This window comes from Peribacillus sp. NPDC056705, from assembly GCF_043656335.1.
Genome location: NZ_JBHTYI010000002.1, coordinates 126,793 through 143,203 on the forward strand (window position 1 = coordinate 126,793; position 16,411 = coordinate 143,203).

Consider the following 16,411-nt stretch of genomic DNA (forward strand, 5'->3'; position numbering starts at 1 on the left):
GTGAATGCTGAGTTGAAAATCGAACAATTAACATCACTCCGCGGCCACCTTAATGAACTTTCGGTTCTTTTGATGCAGGTTGTGGAAGATGGCGCGTCCATTGGTTTTTTACCTCCCATGAAACGGTCTGAGGCCATTGATTACTGGAGTGGCGCCTTAAATCCTGATGTGATTCTGTTTGTCGCTAAAATACAGGGTGAGATTGTCGGGAGCGTACAGTTAGATGTATGTTCAAAGCAAAACGGCAGCCATCGTGCGGAAATCGCAAAATTAATGACACATACTGGTTATAGGCGAAATGGAATAGGACGTTCACTTATGCTGGAGGCTGAGAAGAAGGCCAAGCAGGAGGGACGGACATTATTGGTCCTGGATACAAGGGAGGGAGATCCTTCTAACGCCCTGTATACTTCATTGGGATATATTCAGGCAGGCAGGATCCCTGATTATGCGAAATCTGCAAATGGTGAATGCCATCCAACCATTTTTTATTATAAAAAAACGAATTGAATGGGGTGAATTATATGCAAGCTGTAATCGAAAAACAGGGTAAGGGGATTATTGCAAGATTCGATCGCCTGCTCAATCATTCGGTGGAAAAGGTATGGAGTGCTTTAACGGAGAATGATAAGGTGGAAAAGTGGATGTCCAACCTGGAAGTGAAGGATCTTCGAAAAGGCGGTACCATCAAATTCAATTTCAATGATGGGTCAGGGGAATCTTTTGATATGAAAATTAGGGATTTTCGGGAATCTGCCGTTTTAGATTTTGATTGGGGTGACGGCTGGGTTCGTTTCGAGGTATCCCCTGAAAAGGATGGATGCTCATTGGTATTGAAAGAATCGATCACGCCGGTTAATGATCATACATCAAAGGATTTGGCAGGCTGGCATGTTTGCCTCGAAATGTTGAGTGATTTACTGGATGGTCATCATCAGGACTTCCCGATGGACGAATGGGAAAAATGGCATAAGGAATATACGGCCGCCGTCGAACGACTTGATGGATGAATGGAATGCAGGTGAATAAATAAAACCGAAGTGATGTTATGACTGTAACTTTTTGGAAATTGGTTTTGCCATCCAGTTGACTTTAAAATAGAAGGGAAATACATTACCTATCCAAGGAGGTCAGAGGGTTGGTTCTCCATTATATTGACCAACCCGAAGACCAGTGGGAGGTAATATCCTATACTTTTAGATAGGTTCTGATCCATTTACGCTAAACACAGGCAGATAGCCTGTGTTTTTTTAGGGCAGTAAGAAAAAAATATTGAAATAGAATAAGGTGTTTGAGAGATGAAATCATTAAACAAGTAAAGGACAATTGGAAAAAGAATATCACACTTTTTCTAGGCAGTCAGACCATATAGATTATCCTTAAGGTTTTTTACTGAAACCCCCAATGGATTTCTGAAATCAACTGGGGTTCGAATTGTCTAAAAACTGAGGCCGTCATATTCGGTCTACAGTATGTAAGGGGGAATCGTGTTCTATCAAATCTTAAAATAAGGCTCTTTTTGTTAAGATTGTTGTGTTGTTTTTAAAACGGGACTATTTAAGGTTGATTGGAGTGGAAGTGCGAGACTCCTGCGGGAGCAGCGGAACAGGTGAGACCCCACAGGCGTTTACGCCGAGGAGGCTCACCGCCCGCCCCGCGGAAAGCTAGAGCCCTTTGTTCCATAAAATTGTAAAACTGACTTTTTTTCGGGACACGAATGCATTATTTTTTCGTATCATTTTCACTGGCATGCATTTCTTGTTTAATTTCATTCATTCTGTTTTTTCCCCACTCATACATCATTTCAACGATTGGCAGTAAGGTCATTCCAAGGTCAGTCATGGAATATTCGACTTTGGGAGGGATCTCGGGATATACCTCCCGATGGACGACTCCGTCTTCCATAAGTTCACGTAATTGATTCGTTAAGATTTTATGGGATATTTTTGGGAAAAGCCTTTGAAGATCACTGAATCGGTGTGGGCCTTCTACACCTAAATGCCATAGAATGACGATTTTCCATTTACCGCTGAATATGGATAAAGTAAGTTCTTTTTCGCAATTATAATAGCCGTTTAAGATCTTTTCTTTGATTTCATCTCTTAATGTTTCTGACATGGACAATAACTCCTTTTTAATTTTACCAGTAACCTTTAGGTAACCTCCGCACATAAAAGTGCATTCTTCACATCGTCGATTACCAGCGTTACAATTTGAGTAGTCATCAGACAATTCAATTCAGGAGGCAATATATATGAGTAAAAAAGCATTACTAATTATACCACCAGAACGTTTTAATGAAGATGAATTATTTCAGCCGAAAGAAGTTTTGGAAAATGCAGGAGTGGCAGTAACGATAGCCAGTACGAAAACAGGTGAAATAAATGGGGACTATCAAGGCAAGGCGGTAGCTGAGGTGATCTTTTCTGATGTTTCGGCCAGTGATTATGATGCAGTTGCAGTAATTGGGGGATCAGGTACGAACGATCATCTATGGGGCAACCAAGAATTGCAAAGTTTTTTGAAACAAGCGCATGAGAAAAAAGTTCTTGTAACGGGAATTTGTGCAGGTTCTGTTACTGTAGCGAAAACGGGCTTACTTTCTGGCCGCAAAGCTGCTTGTTACCCAGTTGATGTTCAAATTGACGAATTGAAAGCCAATTCCGTTGAATATGCAAAACAGCATGTCGTTGCGCATGATGATATCATCACAGGTGATGGTCCGGATGGTGCAAAAGAATTCGGAGAAAGCTTAGCCGCAGCGTTACGCTAACTCTATTATAACCCTTATGAAACCCTTGGATTCTATTCAATCCAAGGGTTTTTTGATTTTTTCGTACATATCCAGTGACGGAAATTGTGGGTTTTTAGACAGATTAAAGCGAAAGGTTTATTTTTTAATAGCAATTATGTATTTAGACCTACTATTTTATTCTTTATTGGCAATTGACAAGGATTGGTTAGGTATATAGTATGTTTATGTGGAAAAATAAAGTAAGTGATCGTAAATAAGGAAGGGCCCATTTTGAGCATAGATTGAATCTTTGTTTTCACACAGGTAAGCAAGCGCATTTGCAGGTCAAATAAAAGGGGGAAATTATTAATGGGAAGTTCATCGGTTGATAAGAAAGAAAAAGTAAAGAGAAGGATATCGCTCCGGATAAAATGGTTATTATTTATATGTACATCCGTTTTTCTCGCTATAGTCGTATCCGTTTCGATAATGGGGGTGAAAGTGACCTCCATTTTTAAAGAAGATAGTATATCCATAAACAAAAGCTCGGCACAAAATGCAACGTCACAAATCAATTTAAGCATGGCCACATATGAAAAATCGCTAGAGCAGTTATCACAGCTGGTTTCGAATCAGATCAAGGATGGTGATTCAATCAAGGATATCCAAAAAACGATAGAGGCATTTCAAAAGAATAATGAAGATCTAATTTCCGTTTATTATATGGATGGAACGGATGGTTCCTTGTATGCCTCGCCCCAAATGGATTTCAATCAGGATGCAAGGGAAACTAAGACTTATACGCAGCTGACAGAAAGACCAGAAACGAAATGGATGGATGTATATAAGGATAAAGTTTCAGGGATGATCATGACTTCCGTTGTCACGCCCGTTTTATCGGACGGAAAAATGGCAGGTGCCCTTGGTTATGATATCGACCTTACGACAATCGGGAAAATGAGGTCAACCATCGAAAAAGATTCTACTAGCAATCTGGTGATCTTGGATTCACAAGGTTTTATCGTGAGTTCATTCATGAAGGGGATGGACGGGAAGAATATGAATCCTGAAAAAAGCGGCATGGAAGAAGGGGTGGAAGATTTCATTGCGGATACTGACCGATTCAATTCAGAGTTCAAGTGGGTGGCCGACATGTATAATGGGGGCATCAAGGCGAATCAAGCCTTGACGTTGGATGGTGAAGATTATACAGGTGAATGGAGTACGGTCCCTGAAGTGAACTGGAAGGTGCTGGCGCTCACTCCAGACAGAATACTGCAATCAAAGCTGGATGACATTAATAGAATCATAGTGATTTCAGGTATTCTAGGTCTTTTACTAGGGATGGTATGTGCTCTTTATCTAGCAGGAAAGTTAACGAAAATCATGGCCGAATTCCAAAGAATCATAGAAAAGACGGCTAGCGGGGATTTAGTGACCGAATTTGCCGTTAAGTCCAATGATGAGATCGCGGACTTAAGCAAAAGCTATAACTCGATGCTGGGGAAATTAAGAGGCTTGGTTGCCAAGGTAAACGGCAATGCGGAATCGGTGACAAATGCCAATGCAGGCTTAAGCCAAATAGCTGCTGAAAATAGTGCGGCCATTACAGATGTTTCACGTGCGATAGAAGAGATTGCAGCGGGTGCATCGAATCAATCTGAACAGGTGGAGCATGGTGCGAGCACGATCCAGGTACTTGGTGGAGAAATCGATGGGTTATCAAAAAAATCGAGGGAGACCCAATCTGTATTGGAGCTTGCATCTGAAAATATAGAGTCAGGGAAACAACAGGTAAGTGGTTTGGAAACATCCTACCTTAAACTTGAAATGGCGTTCGCTGCAGTCACCAGCATGAGCTTAAGACTTGTGGAAAAATCAAAAACCATTTCCGATGTCACGAATGCCATTTCGAAAATATCGGAACAAACCAATTTGTTATCATTGAATGCATCGATAGAAGCTGCAAGGGCAGGTGAGTCCGGCAAAGGGTTTGCTGTTGTGGCGAATGAAGTACGGAGTTTGGCTGATGATTCAAAAGAAGCTACAAAAAACATTCAAGCCATCATTCAAAGCATTCTGTCAGATACAGAGGAACTGCTGAAAACGACCAATGAAACGAATCAAATCAGCAAGGATCAAAAAAATGCCGTAAACACGGTAAGTGAAGCCATGAAAGAGCTGGAGGATTCCATCGTGAGGATATCCAATTCGATTCGGGAAGAAACAAGATCCATTGAAAGCATCAATCAACAAAAAGAAATGGTAATTAAAGTGATAGAAGAAATCACAGCCGTATCTCAGCAAACGACGGCTTCATCAGAAGAAATTGCCTCTTCGATGGAAGAACAAGCCGCTGCATCAAATGAACTCGCTCAATATACACAGCAGCTTACCCAGTTAATAACTGATTTGGAGCACACGCTCGGGGAATTCCAGATAAAGAATTAGAGGAATGGAAAACATAAGCATTGCAAAAGGGGAGGCCGCTAAGTGGTCTCCCCTTTTTGGTTGTATTGCAATATCATTCTGCAGGGACTGAACACTGATTCGTTGTACGGGCCCATTCTAAGTGCAAAATGACAATTTAGAAGGGCGGGTCAAGTATCCACGCTTTTTTTTCAAAGGGGAATAATATATAGGAATCGGACAAGTAGTAGGTCTTTGTTGTTGTCATGCCAATAACGACGATAGTGACATTGCCCCACCTAGTCATGCAGCCGCATCACTCATTACCATCTCCCCATATTATTAAAAATCCTGGAGCCTCCCAAGATGATGTAAAACATGGTGTCCATAAAGGGCGGAAAAACAGTGTACATTTCATAGTTTCATAGAAACGAGGGGAAGGCCATTTAAGCTTTCTCCTTATTTTCTTCTGCTAGATGATAGGTGATACCAACGGATTCGGGTTCCTGATCCAAAATCCATCGCCTTCGTAATCAATTTCCGTTTGATCTGTAAAAGGGGAGTCCGATGGGTCGAGCAACATTTTTATATCATGTAAAACGAGTATTTCCTCGTGATCCTTTTTAGAGATTGCCAAGCTTAATGTATAGTTCATCTGGTTACAGCAAGGTCTGTTTATGCCAAACCTTAAATACGTTTCCCCTCCCAAACTATGCTGCATATCTTTAATTGCCTGTCGGGCCTTCTCTGTCATTCTTATCAAAATATTCACTCCTATATCGTTAGCCACTTCATAAATAAGGCAGGCCGTTATGCACGTCATGACCGGTATTCCTTCCTTTCATCTAACATTACCCATTCTGCATAAAAAAATAAAATCCTCTAGGAATTCTTCGATTTCTCACTTATCTCGGGTGGGGTGAAATTTTACAGTGCTGATTTATTCTTAAGGTATTTTATAGAATACGCCTGATGATTTTTTGTGAAAATAGGCTAAAAGTTTTACTTGTCTCGCCGATATTATCGTTATGATAGGTATTAAGGCGTATCTTATTGGGTGAATTATAGGATAAAAGATTCATATGATGGGATTTGCTTGAACATCGTAAATTAAAAAATATTTCAGGTATAAAGGAAGGGTTAAAATGTTTAATGGAAAAATAAGCTGTATGATACTTACATTGGTATTCATGGTTAGTTTCACTTTTTTACCTGGCTTAAAGGCCGAGGCGGCAGAACCTGTGCATACTGTAATCTCTGGCGAAACGGTAGAATCGATTGCCAGGACATATGATATATCGGCTGAGCAATTAATGAAAACGAATGGTTTACCGGATGAAAAGTTATTTGCGGGCCAAAAGTTGACAATCATTAAAACGGCGTATACTCCTTCCATCTATCAATGGTCGGAGAGAGGACAAAAAATTGCGAGATATGCGAAATCTTTTATAGGGTTTAAAAAGTCAGCTGGTGAGGAGACGCCTGAAAAAGGCTTTGATTCAAGCGGGTTGATTCATTGGGTTCTTTCCCAGCAAAATGTGCCGGTTGACCGTTTGACAGTGGATGGTTTTTATAAGCAAGGGATGGATACAGCCACTCCAAAAACCGGGGATATCATATTCTTTCTGGAAAAAGACACCTTAAAGGTCGTGACTGCGGGTATTTATGTCGGCAAAAACCAATTTGTCAATTCTGGATATGGCGCAGAAACGGTTCAGGTGAGATCCACTACAGAAGCTTACTTTGCCAAATACCAAGTGGCATACAAAACATACACGTCAAAAGGAGAGCATATCGTCCAAACGGGAGAAACGCTTAAAAGTATATCGGAGAATTACAGCATTTCCATGAAATCGATCAAAAGCCGTAACGCGTTAAGTACTGATGAGTTGATGCAAGGGCAGTATCTTCAACTATACAGCAACCCGTTATATCCGTTTTATGTAGACCAGGAGGCTGCATATGATAAAGCATATGATGTCATCAAGTATGCATACACTTTACGCGGATTCCCCTATGTTTTCGGGGGAGACGACCCAATGACCGGAATGGATTGCAGCGGCTTCATTTATTGGGTCATGAAGGAGCAGGGTCTTACAGTAAAACGGGGCTCCGCAGAGGATTACTTCTCATTGCTGCCCAAAATCGAAAATCCAAAGGCAGGGGATTTAGTGTTTTTCAGCAACACAGGAACAAGGCTAGGTGTGACCCATGTAGGCATATATCTAGGTGATGGCCGTTTTCTCCATACAACGGAAAACGCAGGCGTTCATATCTCCAACCTTTCGTCAGGTTATTTTGCACAGAAATTCGAAAGCTTCGGTCAAGTTGCAAGCCTGATGGACTAAGAAAGTCATTCAACCTGTTTATATTCAAGAGTCGCTTTTTCAATGGCAGTAACGAACTGTTTAAAAAGATCACATGGATTGACCCTGTTCTTACTGGTAAAGTCATTACCTTTGAAAAAGCTTTTTCTAAGCTTTGTGGAAAGTTCCAATTGCACGCCTGCACCCATCTTGGATGAGTTGGTGATGTTGTTTCCTTTCATGCCTGAAAGGTGCTGCGGTGCATGATCAGTTTGAAATCCAGCTTTGCTGAGGTATTGCTGAATGAGGTTCTTATAGGGTTCGTTCCTTCCGCCGATATAAACCAGCGCATTATGTTCGTCGTTGTGGCCATGGATCGAAAGGGTGGTCTGAGCGTTCGCTGCCATTGAAACGCCGAACGGTTCATTGAACAAGCAGGATGTTATATGGAGGACCTGGTTACCCCTTAGTTTAAGGCCTTCGAAAAGATAGGTGCTTGCATAAAGGCTCTCTCCAAGTGCGGCTGCAATCTCGCTGGTTCCAGGTTCGATGTTCCCGCCGTGTATGGCCAGAATTGCGATATCAGGATTCCTGTGATGAACGATGATGCGGTAATCGAGTTCTTCTTGTTCATTTTGCTGCAGTTCAATATAATCGGTATAGCTATTTCCATTCATGGTTATCCTCCGTATCTTGTAAGTAATTAATCTTTCATATCCGTTGAAGGCAAAAATAAAAAAAGCGGGGATGCCCCAGCTTTTTTTTATTTTTCGATAGTCGTATATTGTTCTATTTTCTGTTGCTCTTCGGGTGTTAACGTTTCTGTCCGTTTAAATGTATTCATGGTCACAAGAAGGGCAGCTATTAGAAAAACGGGTATAACCCAGCTTGTTATTTTTTTTACGATATTCATATTCTAAGTCCCCTTATACATCGCTAAAATTCATATGATATTTAGAAAAGGAGGGACTGGATTGCCCTTTTATTGCTGGGCTTTCCAGCTTCCATTCCTTCTTTTATCTCCAGCTCCGGATACTTGTCCATTTTTCTCGTTTTTAACGAGTACTTGAACCCCGCCGTAATACATGGGGGAGATCTTCTGGATGACTTCATATCCGGAATCTTCCAAGTCTGTTGTTATTTCATTCGAAAGCCTGGATTCCGTATAAATCTTATTTCCATCGTAGACGAACCGATTACGGTCGATGATATCCTGAAATGAGCCTTCATTCTCTGTATATGAATAAAGGACCTGCATCAATACTTGAGGAATTCTATCGCCGCCTGGTGAGCCGATCCCGATCGATTCTTGCCCTGGTTTCTTGAGAATGGTAGGAGCGGTGAAAGTTCTTGACCGTTTATATGCCTCTTGAGCGTTCAAACCGGACCGGAAATTTTTCAATTGATCGTTAATGAAAAATCCATTCGTATAATCACCAGATCCGAAAAAGTTACTGAGCGTATTTGTGGCGGAAACGACAGTGCCATACTTGTCCATGATCACAAAATGTGTCGTACTTTCATGTTCTTCGGAACCATTCGATTCTTTATTTTTCCATTTTTCACTTTTGATCATATTTTTTAGATTGTCCAAGTGAATGGGGGAGAGCAATTTTTCCGCCTTAGAGTGACTTATTCCATCCCCAATATTGGCGGATCGGTCTTGATAAGCAGTATCTGTGATGCCCCCCAATACCTTCATATAATTTGATTTGCTAGGAGAATCACTGAGGTCCATCTCCTCGGCGAGCTTGAGCATTTCAAGAACGGTAATCCCGGAAAAGGGCGGAGGGGCGGTAAAAGCATCATAACCGGCAAATGTTCCATGGACCGGCTTACGTTCTTTCACCTCATAGCGCTTTAAATCCATCAAGTCGATATCTGTTTCTCTTTTAATATCCCGTGCGATTTCCCCTTTATAAAAACCATCAGGACCTTTCTTTTGAATCTGCTTCAATGTTTTAGCAAGTCTTTCTTGAACGAGGGTTTTGCCTGGTTCAATGGCATCGCCATCAGGATAAAAAAGTGAAGTCGCATCGGAAGATATCCTTGGCTGAGCTGCTTCTAAGCGTGATGATAACATTTCGTCGACTTCAAATCCGCCTTCAGCCAAATCTATCGCCGGCTGGAGAAGGTCTGCCATTGGTACGCTCCCATACTTATCACTTATAACCTGCATGCCGGCCACTAAGCCAGGAATCCCTGCATTGTGTCTTGAACTTGGGTCTTCCGGAGAGGATTCACGATAATCGATAAAATTGGGATCGCCGGATTTCGGTGCAATCAGCATACCGCCGCCGCCACCCACGCCAGATCCAAAAGGTTCAACTACACCTAATACATAGGATACCGCAATGGCGGCATCTGCCGCCGTTCCACCATTTTTCAATATATCCATCCCGACATCTATTGCGATTGGATTTGAAGAACTGACCCCATATGATTGTTCCGTTTTACTATCTATCGGATCATTCGTGTCAGAAATAGGGGGGGTCTTCGAACATCCAGCTAAATATATGAGCAGGCAAAGTGAAATGCATATTTTCCAAGTCGCACGGTTAATCATCGATTACTCCCCCTTCTAGTTGAGACTCCAAGTTGTTTCTCATTTCACATAATAGTATTCAATCGATCCTTACTGAATGGGCTGTATGTCCTGTTGTATAGGTTGTGCTGCCTTTTTCTCTTGTGCAGCTTTCTTTTCTTTCGCTTCTTTCGCTTCTTTTGCTGCCCTCGCAGCTTTTTCTTCTTGCTCACGTTGAGCCTTATGCTCGATTACCTTCTTGTGATCCAATGTAATCTCGATGTGATCCTCTTTTTTCGACCATTGGGTTTTTTCACTCGTTTCCTTCGTCAACTGACGGTAAACACGTGATTTGTCGATTGAAGAGGTAGCTGGCCTTGGTGTTGCTTCTTCAATTTGCAGTGGAACGACATCGACTGTAGCTTTTCCGTCTTCCGCTAAATGGTATTGAACCATGGCTGAATCTTTTGTGCGTGTCCAGCCTTGATCGAAAACGAAGTTTCCTAAGCTATAGAAAATGATTCCATCTTTATAAACATCAAACGATTGAAGCACATGGGGGTGATGGCCGATGATGACATCAGCTCCCGCATCGATTATCGCTTTAGCCAAGTCTGTTTGACGAGCGGTTGTAGATGTTGAATATTCTATTCCCCAGTGAACATTCACCACTACCAAGTCTGCGTTGCCTTGCTTTGCATCCTTTGCTTTTTCAATCATTTCAAATAATAAATCAGGGTTGGTGTTCAATATCCCGGCTTTATTACTTTTTGACACGGCATCCTTACCGTAAACATCTGTGAAGCCAAGTGTTGCGACACGCACGCCATTAATATCCGTATAGTCGATGCTATTTTTAGCTTCGGTAGTGTTCGATCCAGCACCAACATAGTGCATATCCTCAGTTTTGAATTCATCAATCGTGTCAAGCAGTCCTCGTTCTTCATAGTCCATCATATGGTTATTGGCCAAATTCATCACAGTGAAGCCAGCATCTTTAACGGCCTTCACACCATTATTATTGGAGTTTAACCTGATGGCTGTGTCTGCTTCCTTGTAGTTGGATACCTCTTCTTTTAAAACGGGATGTTCATAATTCCCACTGACATAGTCTGAATCGGTAAAATAGGGCTTCATATAACGGAAGAGGTAATCATACCCGTGCTTTTCCGTTACTTCTTCAACATAACGTCCCATCATCACATCACCGACCATCGTCATCGTCAATGGTTGATCAGTTTTTGAAGCGGTTGTTTTCACTTCTTGAGCCCGTCCCACCCAAGTGGTAATGACTAAAGCGATTAGTAATATAGGTAGTATGATTCCAGTGTATTTAAGATTCTTTTTCTTCGTGCGTTTAATAAAGATAAGTGTTTTTTCTTTTGCATTTAAATTCCGTTTCATTTTTTGCACCTCAGAATAGGTAGTACACGTTCATTAAACCGAAAGTCAAGCCGGATAATAAAAGCGTGCTGCCAAGTGTCAATGGCATTCCTTGTCTTTGTATGGTATTCGCTATCAATCCGGGTACGATTATACCGATTCCCCGAAACTCGAATATTTCAAATGGCATGACGGGGTAGACTAAATCCAATAGGAGTTTCAAGCAAATCCCGGTCACCATCATGGCTGCGAATTTTCTTCTTCCATATAAAATCACCCATCTTGAAAGGCCGTGGGCGACGATCAAATAAGTTACTATACTAATGGACAAGATGACCAGCATGATTTCCCATTGGTCAAATACTAATGCCAAATAACCAGGCACGATAAGTCCTGCGGGTACGACACCCGTCTTTTCTGAAAATATAAGGCTAAGCGTTACTCCCAGTACTAGGGCTACATATAAATCCGATCCAAACATTAAGGTTCCTCCTACTTAACTTGCTTTTTGCTTTGTTTTAGATTTCATGAATGCTTCAATTAAAGGTTCCGCTGCACCGTGAATATTCCCGACACCGTAGACGATGCGATTCTTCATCAATGGGCGGAGGCGGGCAACGATTTCTTCAGTTGACCAGTTTTCTAAATCCCAATATTCTTTTGTATCCAATTGACCTTGCTCGAATGCCCGAGTGATCGGTGATGTGGTTTCACCAATGGAAATGACGATTTCAGATTTTATGTAAGGCAATACATCTCTAGCAAACTGCTCTGTACGGTCCACACGGTCGGGACGGCAATTCATGATGACGATAGGAGGTTCTGTGCTGTATCCGAACGTATTGACACGTTCCCAGATGTTCAGTGTCGATGACGCGTCATTTGCAGCAAAGCCATTGACAAAGAAAGTTGGCTGGATGGAATCCCCGAATTTGGTGATCCGCATGGCACCTGGATCGGGATGCGCATTCAACATTCCGCGAAAAGCTGTTTTTTCATCGATGCCCAAAGCTTCCGCAACGGCCAATGCCAGTGATGCATTATCAGGAAATACCATATAGTCGAATTCGCGTAGAAAATCTTCCGAAATTCTCGAATTGTCTGCAACGATTACTTTTGTGTTGCGTTCTTTGGCAATTTGCTTGAAAAAGTCCAAATATTCACTTTCGATGGTTATTAAGTGACCATTATAGGGAATGGTAGCAGTGAAAGCTTCAGCAACCTCATCCAAAGTCGGTCCCATTACATCCATATGATCTTCCAATACATTCACGATTACGCCAATGTTTGCTTGGATCATTTTGTTTTGGAAGATTAATTGATAGTCAGGCTGTACGGCCATGCACTCACAAACCAGTGCTTCTGTGCCTAAATCGGCAACTTCTTTAACTACACGCCGCTGTTCTCCTATGTTGGGTCCTTCTGGGCGACGTACAATCGGTTTTTCCTTATCGGTAAACCAATAGATCATTCTTGCTGATGTTCCGGTTGTTTTGCCTACTGTTTTGTACTTAGCTTCTTGGATCACACCTGTAATTAGACGCGTTACAGTCGATTTCCCTCGAATCCCATTCACATTCACACGCACTGGGATGGAGTCGAGACGCTTCTGATGGCGTTTTTGTTCGAAAATGCCATAGCCAAGCAAAAAGATCGCACAAATAAATATCGGTGCCATTTTTTAACCTCTCTTTTTTTCAAATATTTGAATTACTGAATACACACTACATGATTTTAAACTTAATAGGCAAGAGCTAATTATTTTATTGTAATATAGTTTTTTTCAAGTTTTTCAAATAAATGTATATTAGGGTGTAATAGTATCTAATGGGATGAATTGTTTTATGAGTACAAAGTTATGTCTGGAAATCGATGGAATACTAGTTGATTTACACTAAATTATGGAAAGTTTAATAAAGATACCATTTTGGTAATAATCAAAGTAGTTTTGTGAGCATTTGAACCTGATTCCTAATGGCTATATTTGAATAATAATTGGTTATTAAAAGTGACGTTTATTACAGTTTGGTAATTGTTTATACCCATTGTTTGACATAAACGTAACAATATTTATGCATTTGTTATTCAATGTAAGATATTGCAACTAACGACTCAATTAGTTGAACTCTTTTGAATTTGATTAAAGATGAGTAAAAGAACACATCTCTTTTTTTTTGTATTTTCCGGTTTTTTCCTCAGAGAATACCCCGCGGACTATAATGGAACTTTTACCTTAAACATGAAATAAACTAAAGTTAACCCATTTTTTTAAAAAATACCTAGTTTCTTCTATAGATATAGTGTTTATAGAAGAATGAAATAGAAAAAAAGCTCAGAAGCATATCTGAGCTTTCGGCTTATATATTGTAAATGAATGGAATGGTCACGAATTTCCATTTTTCATGGAGATTTACCGTTTGTGGGTCTTGAGCTACAGCTTTTGGTAGCTGATTAAGGAAGGAATCAGGTTAACTTGATTTCTTTCTGTCAGAAATCTCAAGGTTGGAGTCCTTTTTACCGCCATCAATCACATAAAGTCTAGGAGCTAATCTCCTTCTTTTTCCTTGATTGTCAGGATTCATCTTCATATAATTTTCATGTTCTTTGCGAAAGAATTCTTCGGTTTCCCGTTCCAGTGCTTTTCTTTCGTTAAAATCTGTTATGAATTTGAAAAAACGTTTCATATGAATTCCTCCTTGTGGGGTTAAAAGGTCTTAGTTTAATAGTAACATATAAAGTGTGTAATTTAACCTTTTTTTACAAATTTGGAGTAAAAAACGTGTTTTTGTGTGAAAAAAGTCGTGTACGGTTTGATTCGAGAGAAAGGTGCAATGGATCCTTACTGAGTATAAGTGCCCGTGCATGGTGTTGAAAGGGAATGTCGGGATGTGCAGTAGCGGTTATTGGAAAGTGATGGTTATTTAAGTTAAAATATTCCTTTAATCAATTATACACTAAATATTCTGAAAATAAAGGAAAATATTCACTTCCAGCCGCCGCTTTTGATAGATTTGCTTTTTAATGATTTATTATTGGTTATAGTTATTTATTCCCCGAATTTACGAAAATGAAACAATCTATATAATGGAAGGGAAAAGCAATTTCCCGCATTCATGTGCCGGGAAATTGCTAGTGTCATAATTGGAACTTCCCAACCTGTTCAGTCAGCAGTTCTGCCGAAGATGCAAGTTCACTGGCATGACTCGTGACTTCATCCATCGAAGAGCTGGATTGCTGAGCAGAGGCGGAGACTTGTTCGATTCCAGCTGCGGACTCTTCAGAAACCGCGGCGATATCTTCGATAGCCTGATTGATATTTTTGCTATTTGTGGAGATATAGTTCAATTCGTCTGTTATATGCTGTATTTTCATTTCCATATTCCCGACAGAGTGATTGATTGTTTCAAAGGTTTGGCCTGTGAGCGTGATCTGTTTCGTGCCTTCATCCACTTGTGCATAACCATCTTCCAGGGAGTGGACGACTGTTTTTGAATCCGTTTGAATGGCGGAGACAATATTGGTGATATCCCCAACGGAGTGTGTGACCTCTTCAGCGAGTTTCCGCACTTCATCGGCGACGACGGCAAAGCCCTTGCCATGTTCACCGGCACGAGCGGCTTCTATGGCAGCATTCAGTGCCAATAGATTGGTTTGATTGGATATATTCTTGATGACCTGTACAAGCTGCGAAATTTGCTGCGATTGGGAATCGAGCCCTTTCACTTGCTCTACGGCATTTTTTACAATCCCATCAATACATTGCATCTGTTGGATCGAACTGCGCATTAAAGTGGTGCCCTCCTTGGTCAAGAAAAGGATTTCGGTTGAACTTTTAGCAACATCCACTCCTTCTAGGCGGGCCAACTCGATTCTGCCGGTGAAATCATCCATCATGCGAACCACTTCAGCTGCCCGGTTGGCCTGTGACTCCGAACCTTCCGAAAGTTCATGCATGGTAGTCGCTATTTGTTTGCTGCCCTGCTGGACTTCATTTGCTGATTGAGTCAGATTCTCACTTTGGTTGGAAACGGATTCGGATACAACGAGCATTTTTTCGATCGTATCACGAAGGTTTTTCTGCATTTGGTTGGCGGATACCGTTAATTCGCCCATTTCATCATATGACTTTTGCTTCAGGGGCTCATGATTCAGCTTTCCGTCAGCCACCATTTTCATCCTGTCCCTGATTTTAAGGAGGGGGGTGGTAATGAGGTTGGCAGTCACAAGCGCCAGCAGAAGGCCGATAAGGACTGCCGCAATGGATATGATGATACTTGTCGTCTTTACCGATTTCCCGCTTGCGATGACGGTTTCACCTGAAGAGACAATCAATTCCTCGCGTTCCGAAGCAAGCTCCTTGAAACCCTCCATTACTTCATTGCTGATTGGCGCCACTTCATTTTTGAGTATCTCTTTCGCTCGTTCTTCATTTCCCTTTTCATATTGTGGAAATACCCGGTCTACAATCATCATCCTCCAATCCCGGCTTTTCTCGATCAATGCCTTCACTTTATCAGAATCGCTCAAAGCCAGGAGATCTTCCTGGATGACCTTGCTGTCTTCAGTATATTGTAAGAACCTTTCTTTATAACTCTCGTCACCATATAGAATATAGGCTCGGGCGAATGCGGTTCTTTGTGCTAGATTATATAGCAGCTTTTCATCTTGGATAAGAAGCGGAAGTTCCTTTTCGATGATATCCTGGGAATAAACCAGTGACTTGTTGCTGCTGTAAATGTTGAATGCTCCTAAGATGACACATAAAGATATGATGAGTGAAAATGCCACCAATACCTTTCCTTTAATGCTTTTCAAATTAATGGACCCCTTTATCGATATTTTATTCACACTATTTTATCGGAAGGATAATGGGATATTTAAGCAATGAAAAGATAACCAAATTTTCCATCAGCTCTACTATTCACTAAATATAATCATCTTGATTTATGATCGTTTTCAAGTTACTATTGACTTGGAAAAATATAATATTCCGCGTTAAGGCGGAAGAGGTTCTAGCTACCCTCTCAAAAAAACTAAGGAGAAACAGTGCTCTAT

Annotated in this window: 15 protein-coding genes and 1 riboswitch; of the genes, 5 read left to right on the top strand and 10 right to left on the bottom strand. The window is 41.1% G+C overall.

What is annotated here, in order from left to right:
- Complete coding sequence (locus ACFRAK_RS03020) at positions 1-510, top strand: GNAT family N-acetyltransferase (protein WP_394571277.1); 510 nt, start codon at positions 1-3, stop codon at positions 508-510.
- A 14-nt stretch (positions 511-524) separates the two neighbouring features.
- Positions 525-1,010 carry an SRPBCC family protein gene (locus ACFRAK_RS03025; RefSeq protein WP_387600911.1) on the top strand — a complete coding sequence of 162 codons (486 nt, stop codon included), beginning with the start codon at positions 525-527 and terminating at the stop codon, positions 1,008-1,010.
- A 712-nt stretch (positions 1,011-1,722) separates the two neighbouring features.
- Here ACFRAK_RS03025 and ACFRAK_RS03030 read toward each other — a convergent pair.
- Entirely contained in the window at positions 1,723-2,118 is a 396-nt protein-coding gene (locus tag ACFRAK_RS03030; RefSeq protein ID WP_387600914.1) for a winged helix-turn-helix transcriptional regulator, read from the bottom strand.
- A 136-nt stretch (positions 2,119-2,254) separates the two neighbouring features.
- Between ACFRAK_RS03030 and ACFRAK_RS03035 the strand changes: the two genes are divergently transcribed.
- Complete coding sequence (locus tag ACFRAK_RS03035; protein WP_387600917.1) at positions 2,255-2,773, top strand: DJ-1/PfpI family protein; 519 nt, start codon at positions 2,255-2,257, stop codon at positions 2,771-2,773.
- Between the two features lie 330 nt (positions 2,774-3,103).
- The gene (locus tag ACFRAK_RS03040; RefSeq protein ID WP_394571278.1) at positions 3,104-5,185 is read left to right on the top strand and encodes a methyl-accepting chemotaxis protein; all 2,082 of its coding nucleotides are present in this window, start codon (positions 3,104-3,106) and stop codon (positions 5,183-5,185) included.
- 430 nt (positions 5,186-5,615) lie between these two features.
- On the opposite strand, the gene ACFRAK_RS03045 is transcribed toward ACFRAK_RS03040, so the two are convergent.
- Positions 5,616-5,966: a HesB/IscA family protein gene (locus ACFRAK_RS03045; RefSeq protein ID WP_387600922.1), complete on the bottom strand. Its 351-nt coding sequence runs from the start codon at positions 5,964-5,966 to the stop codon at positions 5,616-5,618.
- A gap of 322 nt (positions 5,967-6,288) precedes the next feature.
- Here ACFRAK_RS03045 and ACFRAK_RS03050 point away from each other — a divergent pair, with 322 nt between their 5' ends.
- Complete coding sequence (locus ACFRAK_RS03050; protein WP_394571279.1) at positions 6,289-7,491, top strand: C40 family peptidase; 1,203 nt, start codon at positions 6,289-6,291, stop codon at positions 7,489-7,491.
- A gap of 5 nt (positions 7,492-7,496) precedes the next feature.
- Here the strand turns inward: ACFRAK_RS03050 and ACFRAK_RS03055 are convergent, their stop codons facing one another.
- The 8 genes from ACFRAK_RS03055 to ACFRAK_RS03090 all read right to left on the bottom strand — a co-directional run bounded on the left by ACFRAK_RS03055 (position 7,497) and on the right by ACFRAK_RS03090 (position 16,171).
- Positions 7,497-8,126, bottom strand: a complete 630-nt coding sequence (locus ACFRAK_RS03055; protein WP_394571280.1) for a poly-gamma-glutamate hydrolase family protein — start codon at positions 8,124-8,126, stop codon at positions 7,497-7,499.
- 86 nt (positions 8,127-8,212) lie between these two features.
- Positions 8,213-8,362 (bottom strand): CapE family protein, encoded by a 150-nt coding sequence (locus ACFRAK_RS03060; RefSeq protein ID WP_311202534.1) that lies wholly within the window; start codon positions 8,360-8,362, stop codon positions 8,213-8,215.
- A gap of 69 nt (positions 8,363-8,431) precedes the next feature.
- Positions 8,432-10,015, bottom strand: a complete 1,584-nt coding sequence (locus tag ACFRAK_RS03065; RefSeq protein ID WP_394571281.1) for a gamma-glutamyltransferase family protein — start codon at positions 10,013-10,015, stop codon at positions 8,432-8,434.
- Positions 10,016-10,084: 69 nt separating this feature from the next.
- Positions 10,085-11,377 (bottom strand): CapA family protein, encoded by a 1,293-nt coding sequence (locus ACFRAK_RS03070; protein WP_387600936.1) that lies wholly within the window; start codon positions 11,375-11,377, stop codon positions 10,085-10,087.
- A 10-nt stretch (positions 11,378-11,387) separates the two neighbouring features.
- Complete coding sequence (gene pgsC / locus ACFRAK_RS03075) at positions 11,388-11,837, bottom strand: poly-gamma-glutamate biosynthesis protein PgsC (RefSeq protein ID WP_192206182.1); 450 nt, start codon at positions 11,835-11,837, stop codon at positions 11,388-11,390.
- A gap of 15 nt (positions 11,838-11,852) precedes the next feature.
- A complete protein-coding gene (gene pgsB, locus ACFRAK_RS03080; protein WP_349727760.1) occupies positions 11,853-13,034 on the bottom strand; it encodes a poly-gamma-glutamate synthase PgsB in 1,182 nt (393 codons plus the stop codon).
- Positions 13,035-13,824: 790 nt separating this feature from the next.
- Positions 13,825-14,040 carry a hypothetical protein gene (locus tag ACFRAK_RS03085; protein WP_192206180.1) on the bottom strand — a complete coding sequence of 72 codons (216 nt, stop codon included), beginning with the start codon at positions 14,038-14,040 and terminating at the stop codon, positions 13,825-13,827.
- Between the two features lie 451 nt (positions 14,041-14,491).
- Positions 14,492-16,171, bottom strand: a complete 1,680-nt coding sequence (locus tag ACFRAK_RS03090) for a methyl-accepting chemotaxis protein (RefSeq protein ID WP_394571282.1) — start codon at positions 16,169-16,171, stop codon at positions 14,492-14,494.
- A gap of 185 nt (positions 16,172-16,356) precedes the next feature.
- Positions 16,357-16,399, top strand: a riboswitch (PreQ1 riboswitch).
- Positions 16,400-16,411 lie beyond the last annotated feature (12 nt).

Bases quoted from the DNA above. Each gene is read 5' to 3' on its own strand.
- ACFRAK_RS03045 (WP_387600922.1), bottom strand. From the start codon at position 5,966: ATGACGTGCATAACGGCCTGCCTTATTTATGAAGTGGCTAACGATATA.
- ACFRAK_RS03085 (WP_192206180.1), bottom strand. From the start codon at position 14,040: ATGAAACGTTTTTTCAAATTCATAACAGATTTTAACGAAAGAAAAGCA.
- ACFRAK_RS03035 (WP_387600917.1), top strand. From the start codon at position 2,255: ATGAGTAAAAAAGCATTACTAATTATACCACCAGAACGTTTTAATGAA.
- ACFRAK_RS03070 (WP_387600936.1), bottom strand. From the start codon at position 11,377: ATGAAACGGAATTTAAATGCAAAAGAAAAAACACTTATCTTTATTAAA.
- ACFRAK_RS03065 (WP_394571281.1), bottom strand. From the start codon at position 10,015: ATGATTAACCGTGCGACTTGGAAAATATGCATTTCACTTTGCCTGCTC.
- ACFRAK_RS03040 (WP_394571278.1), top strand. From the start codon at position 3,104: ATGGGAAGTTCATCGGTTGATAAGAAAGAAAAAGTAAAGAGAAGGATA.
- pgsB (WP_349727760.1), bottom strand. From the start codon at position 13,034: ATGGCACCGATATTTATTTGTGCGATCTTTTTGCTTGGCTATGGCATT.
- ACFRAK_RS03030 (WP_387600914.1), bottom strand. From the start codon at position 2,118: ATGTCAGAAACATTAAGAGATGAAATCAAAGAAAAGATCTTAAACGGC.
- ACFRAK_RS03055 (WP_394571280.1), bottom strand. From the start codon at position 8,126: ATGAATGGAAATAGCTATACCGATTATATTGAACTGCAGCAAAATGAA.
- ACFRAK_RS03060 (WP_311202534.1), bottom strand. From the start codon at position 8,362: ATGAATATCGTAAAAAAAATAACAAGCTGGGTTATACCCGTTTTTCTA.
- pgsC (WP_192206182.1), bottom strand. From the start codon at position 11,837: ATGTTTGGATCGGATTTATATGTAGCCCTAGTACTGGGAGTAACGCTT.
- ACFRAK_RS03025 (WP_387600911.1), top strand. From the start codon at position 525: ATGCAAGCTGTAATCGAAAAACAGGGTAAGGGGATTATTGCAAGATTC.
- ACFRAK_RS03050 (WP_394571279.1), top strand. From the start codon at position 6,289: ATGTTTAATGGAAAAATAAGCTGTATGATACTTACATTGGTATTCATG.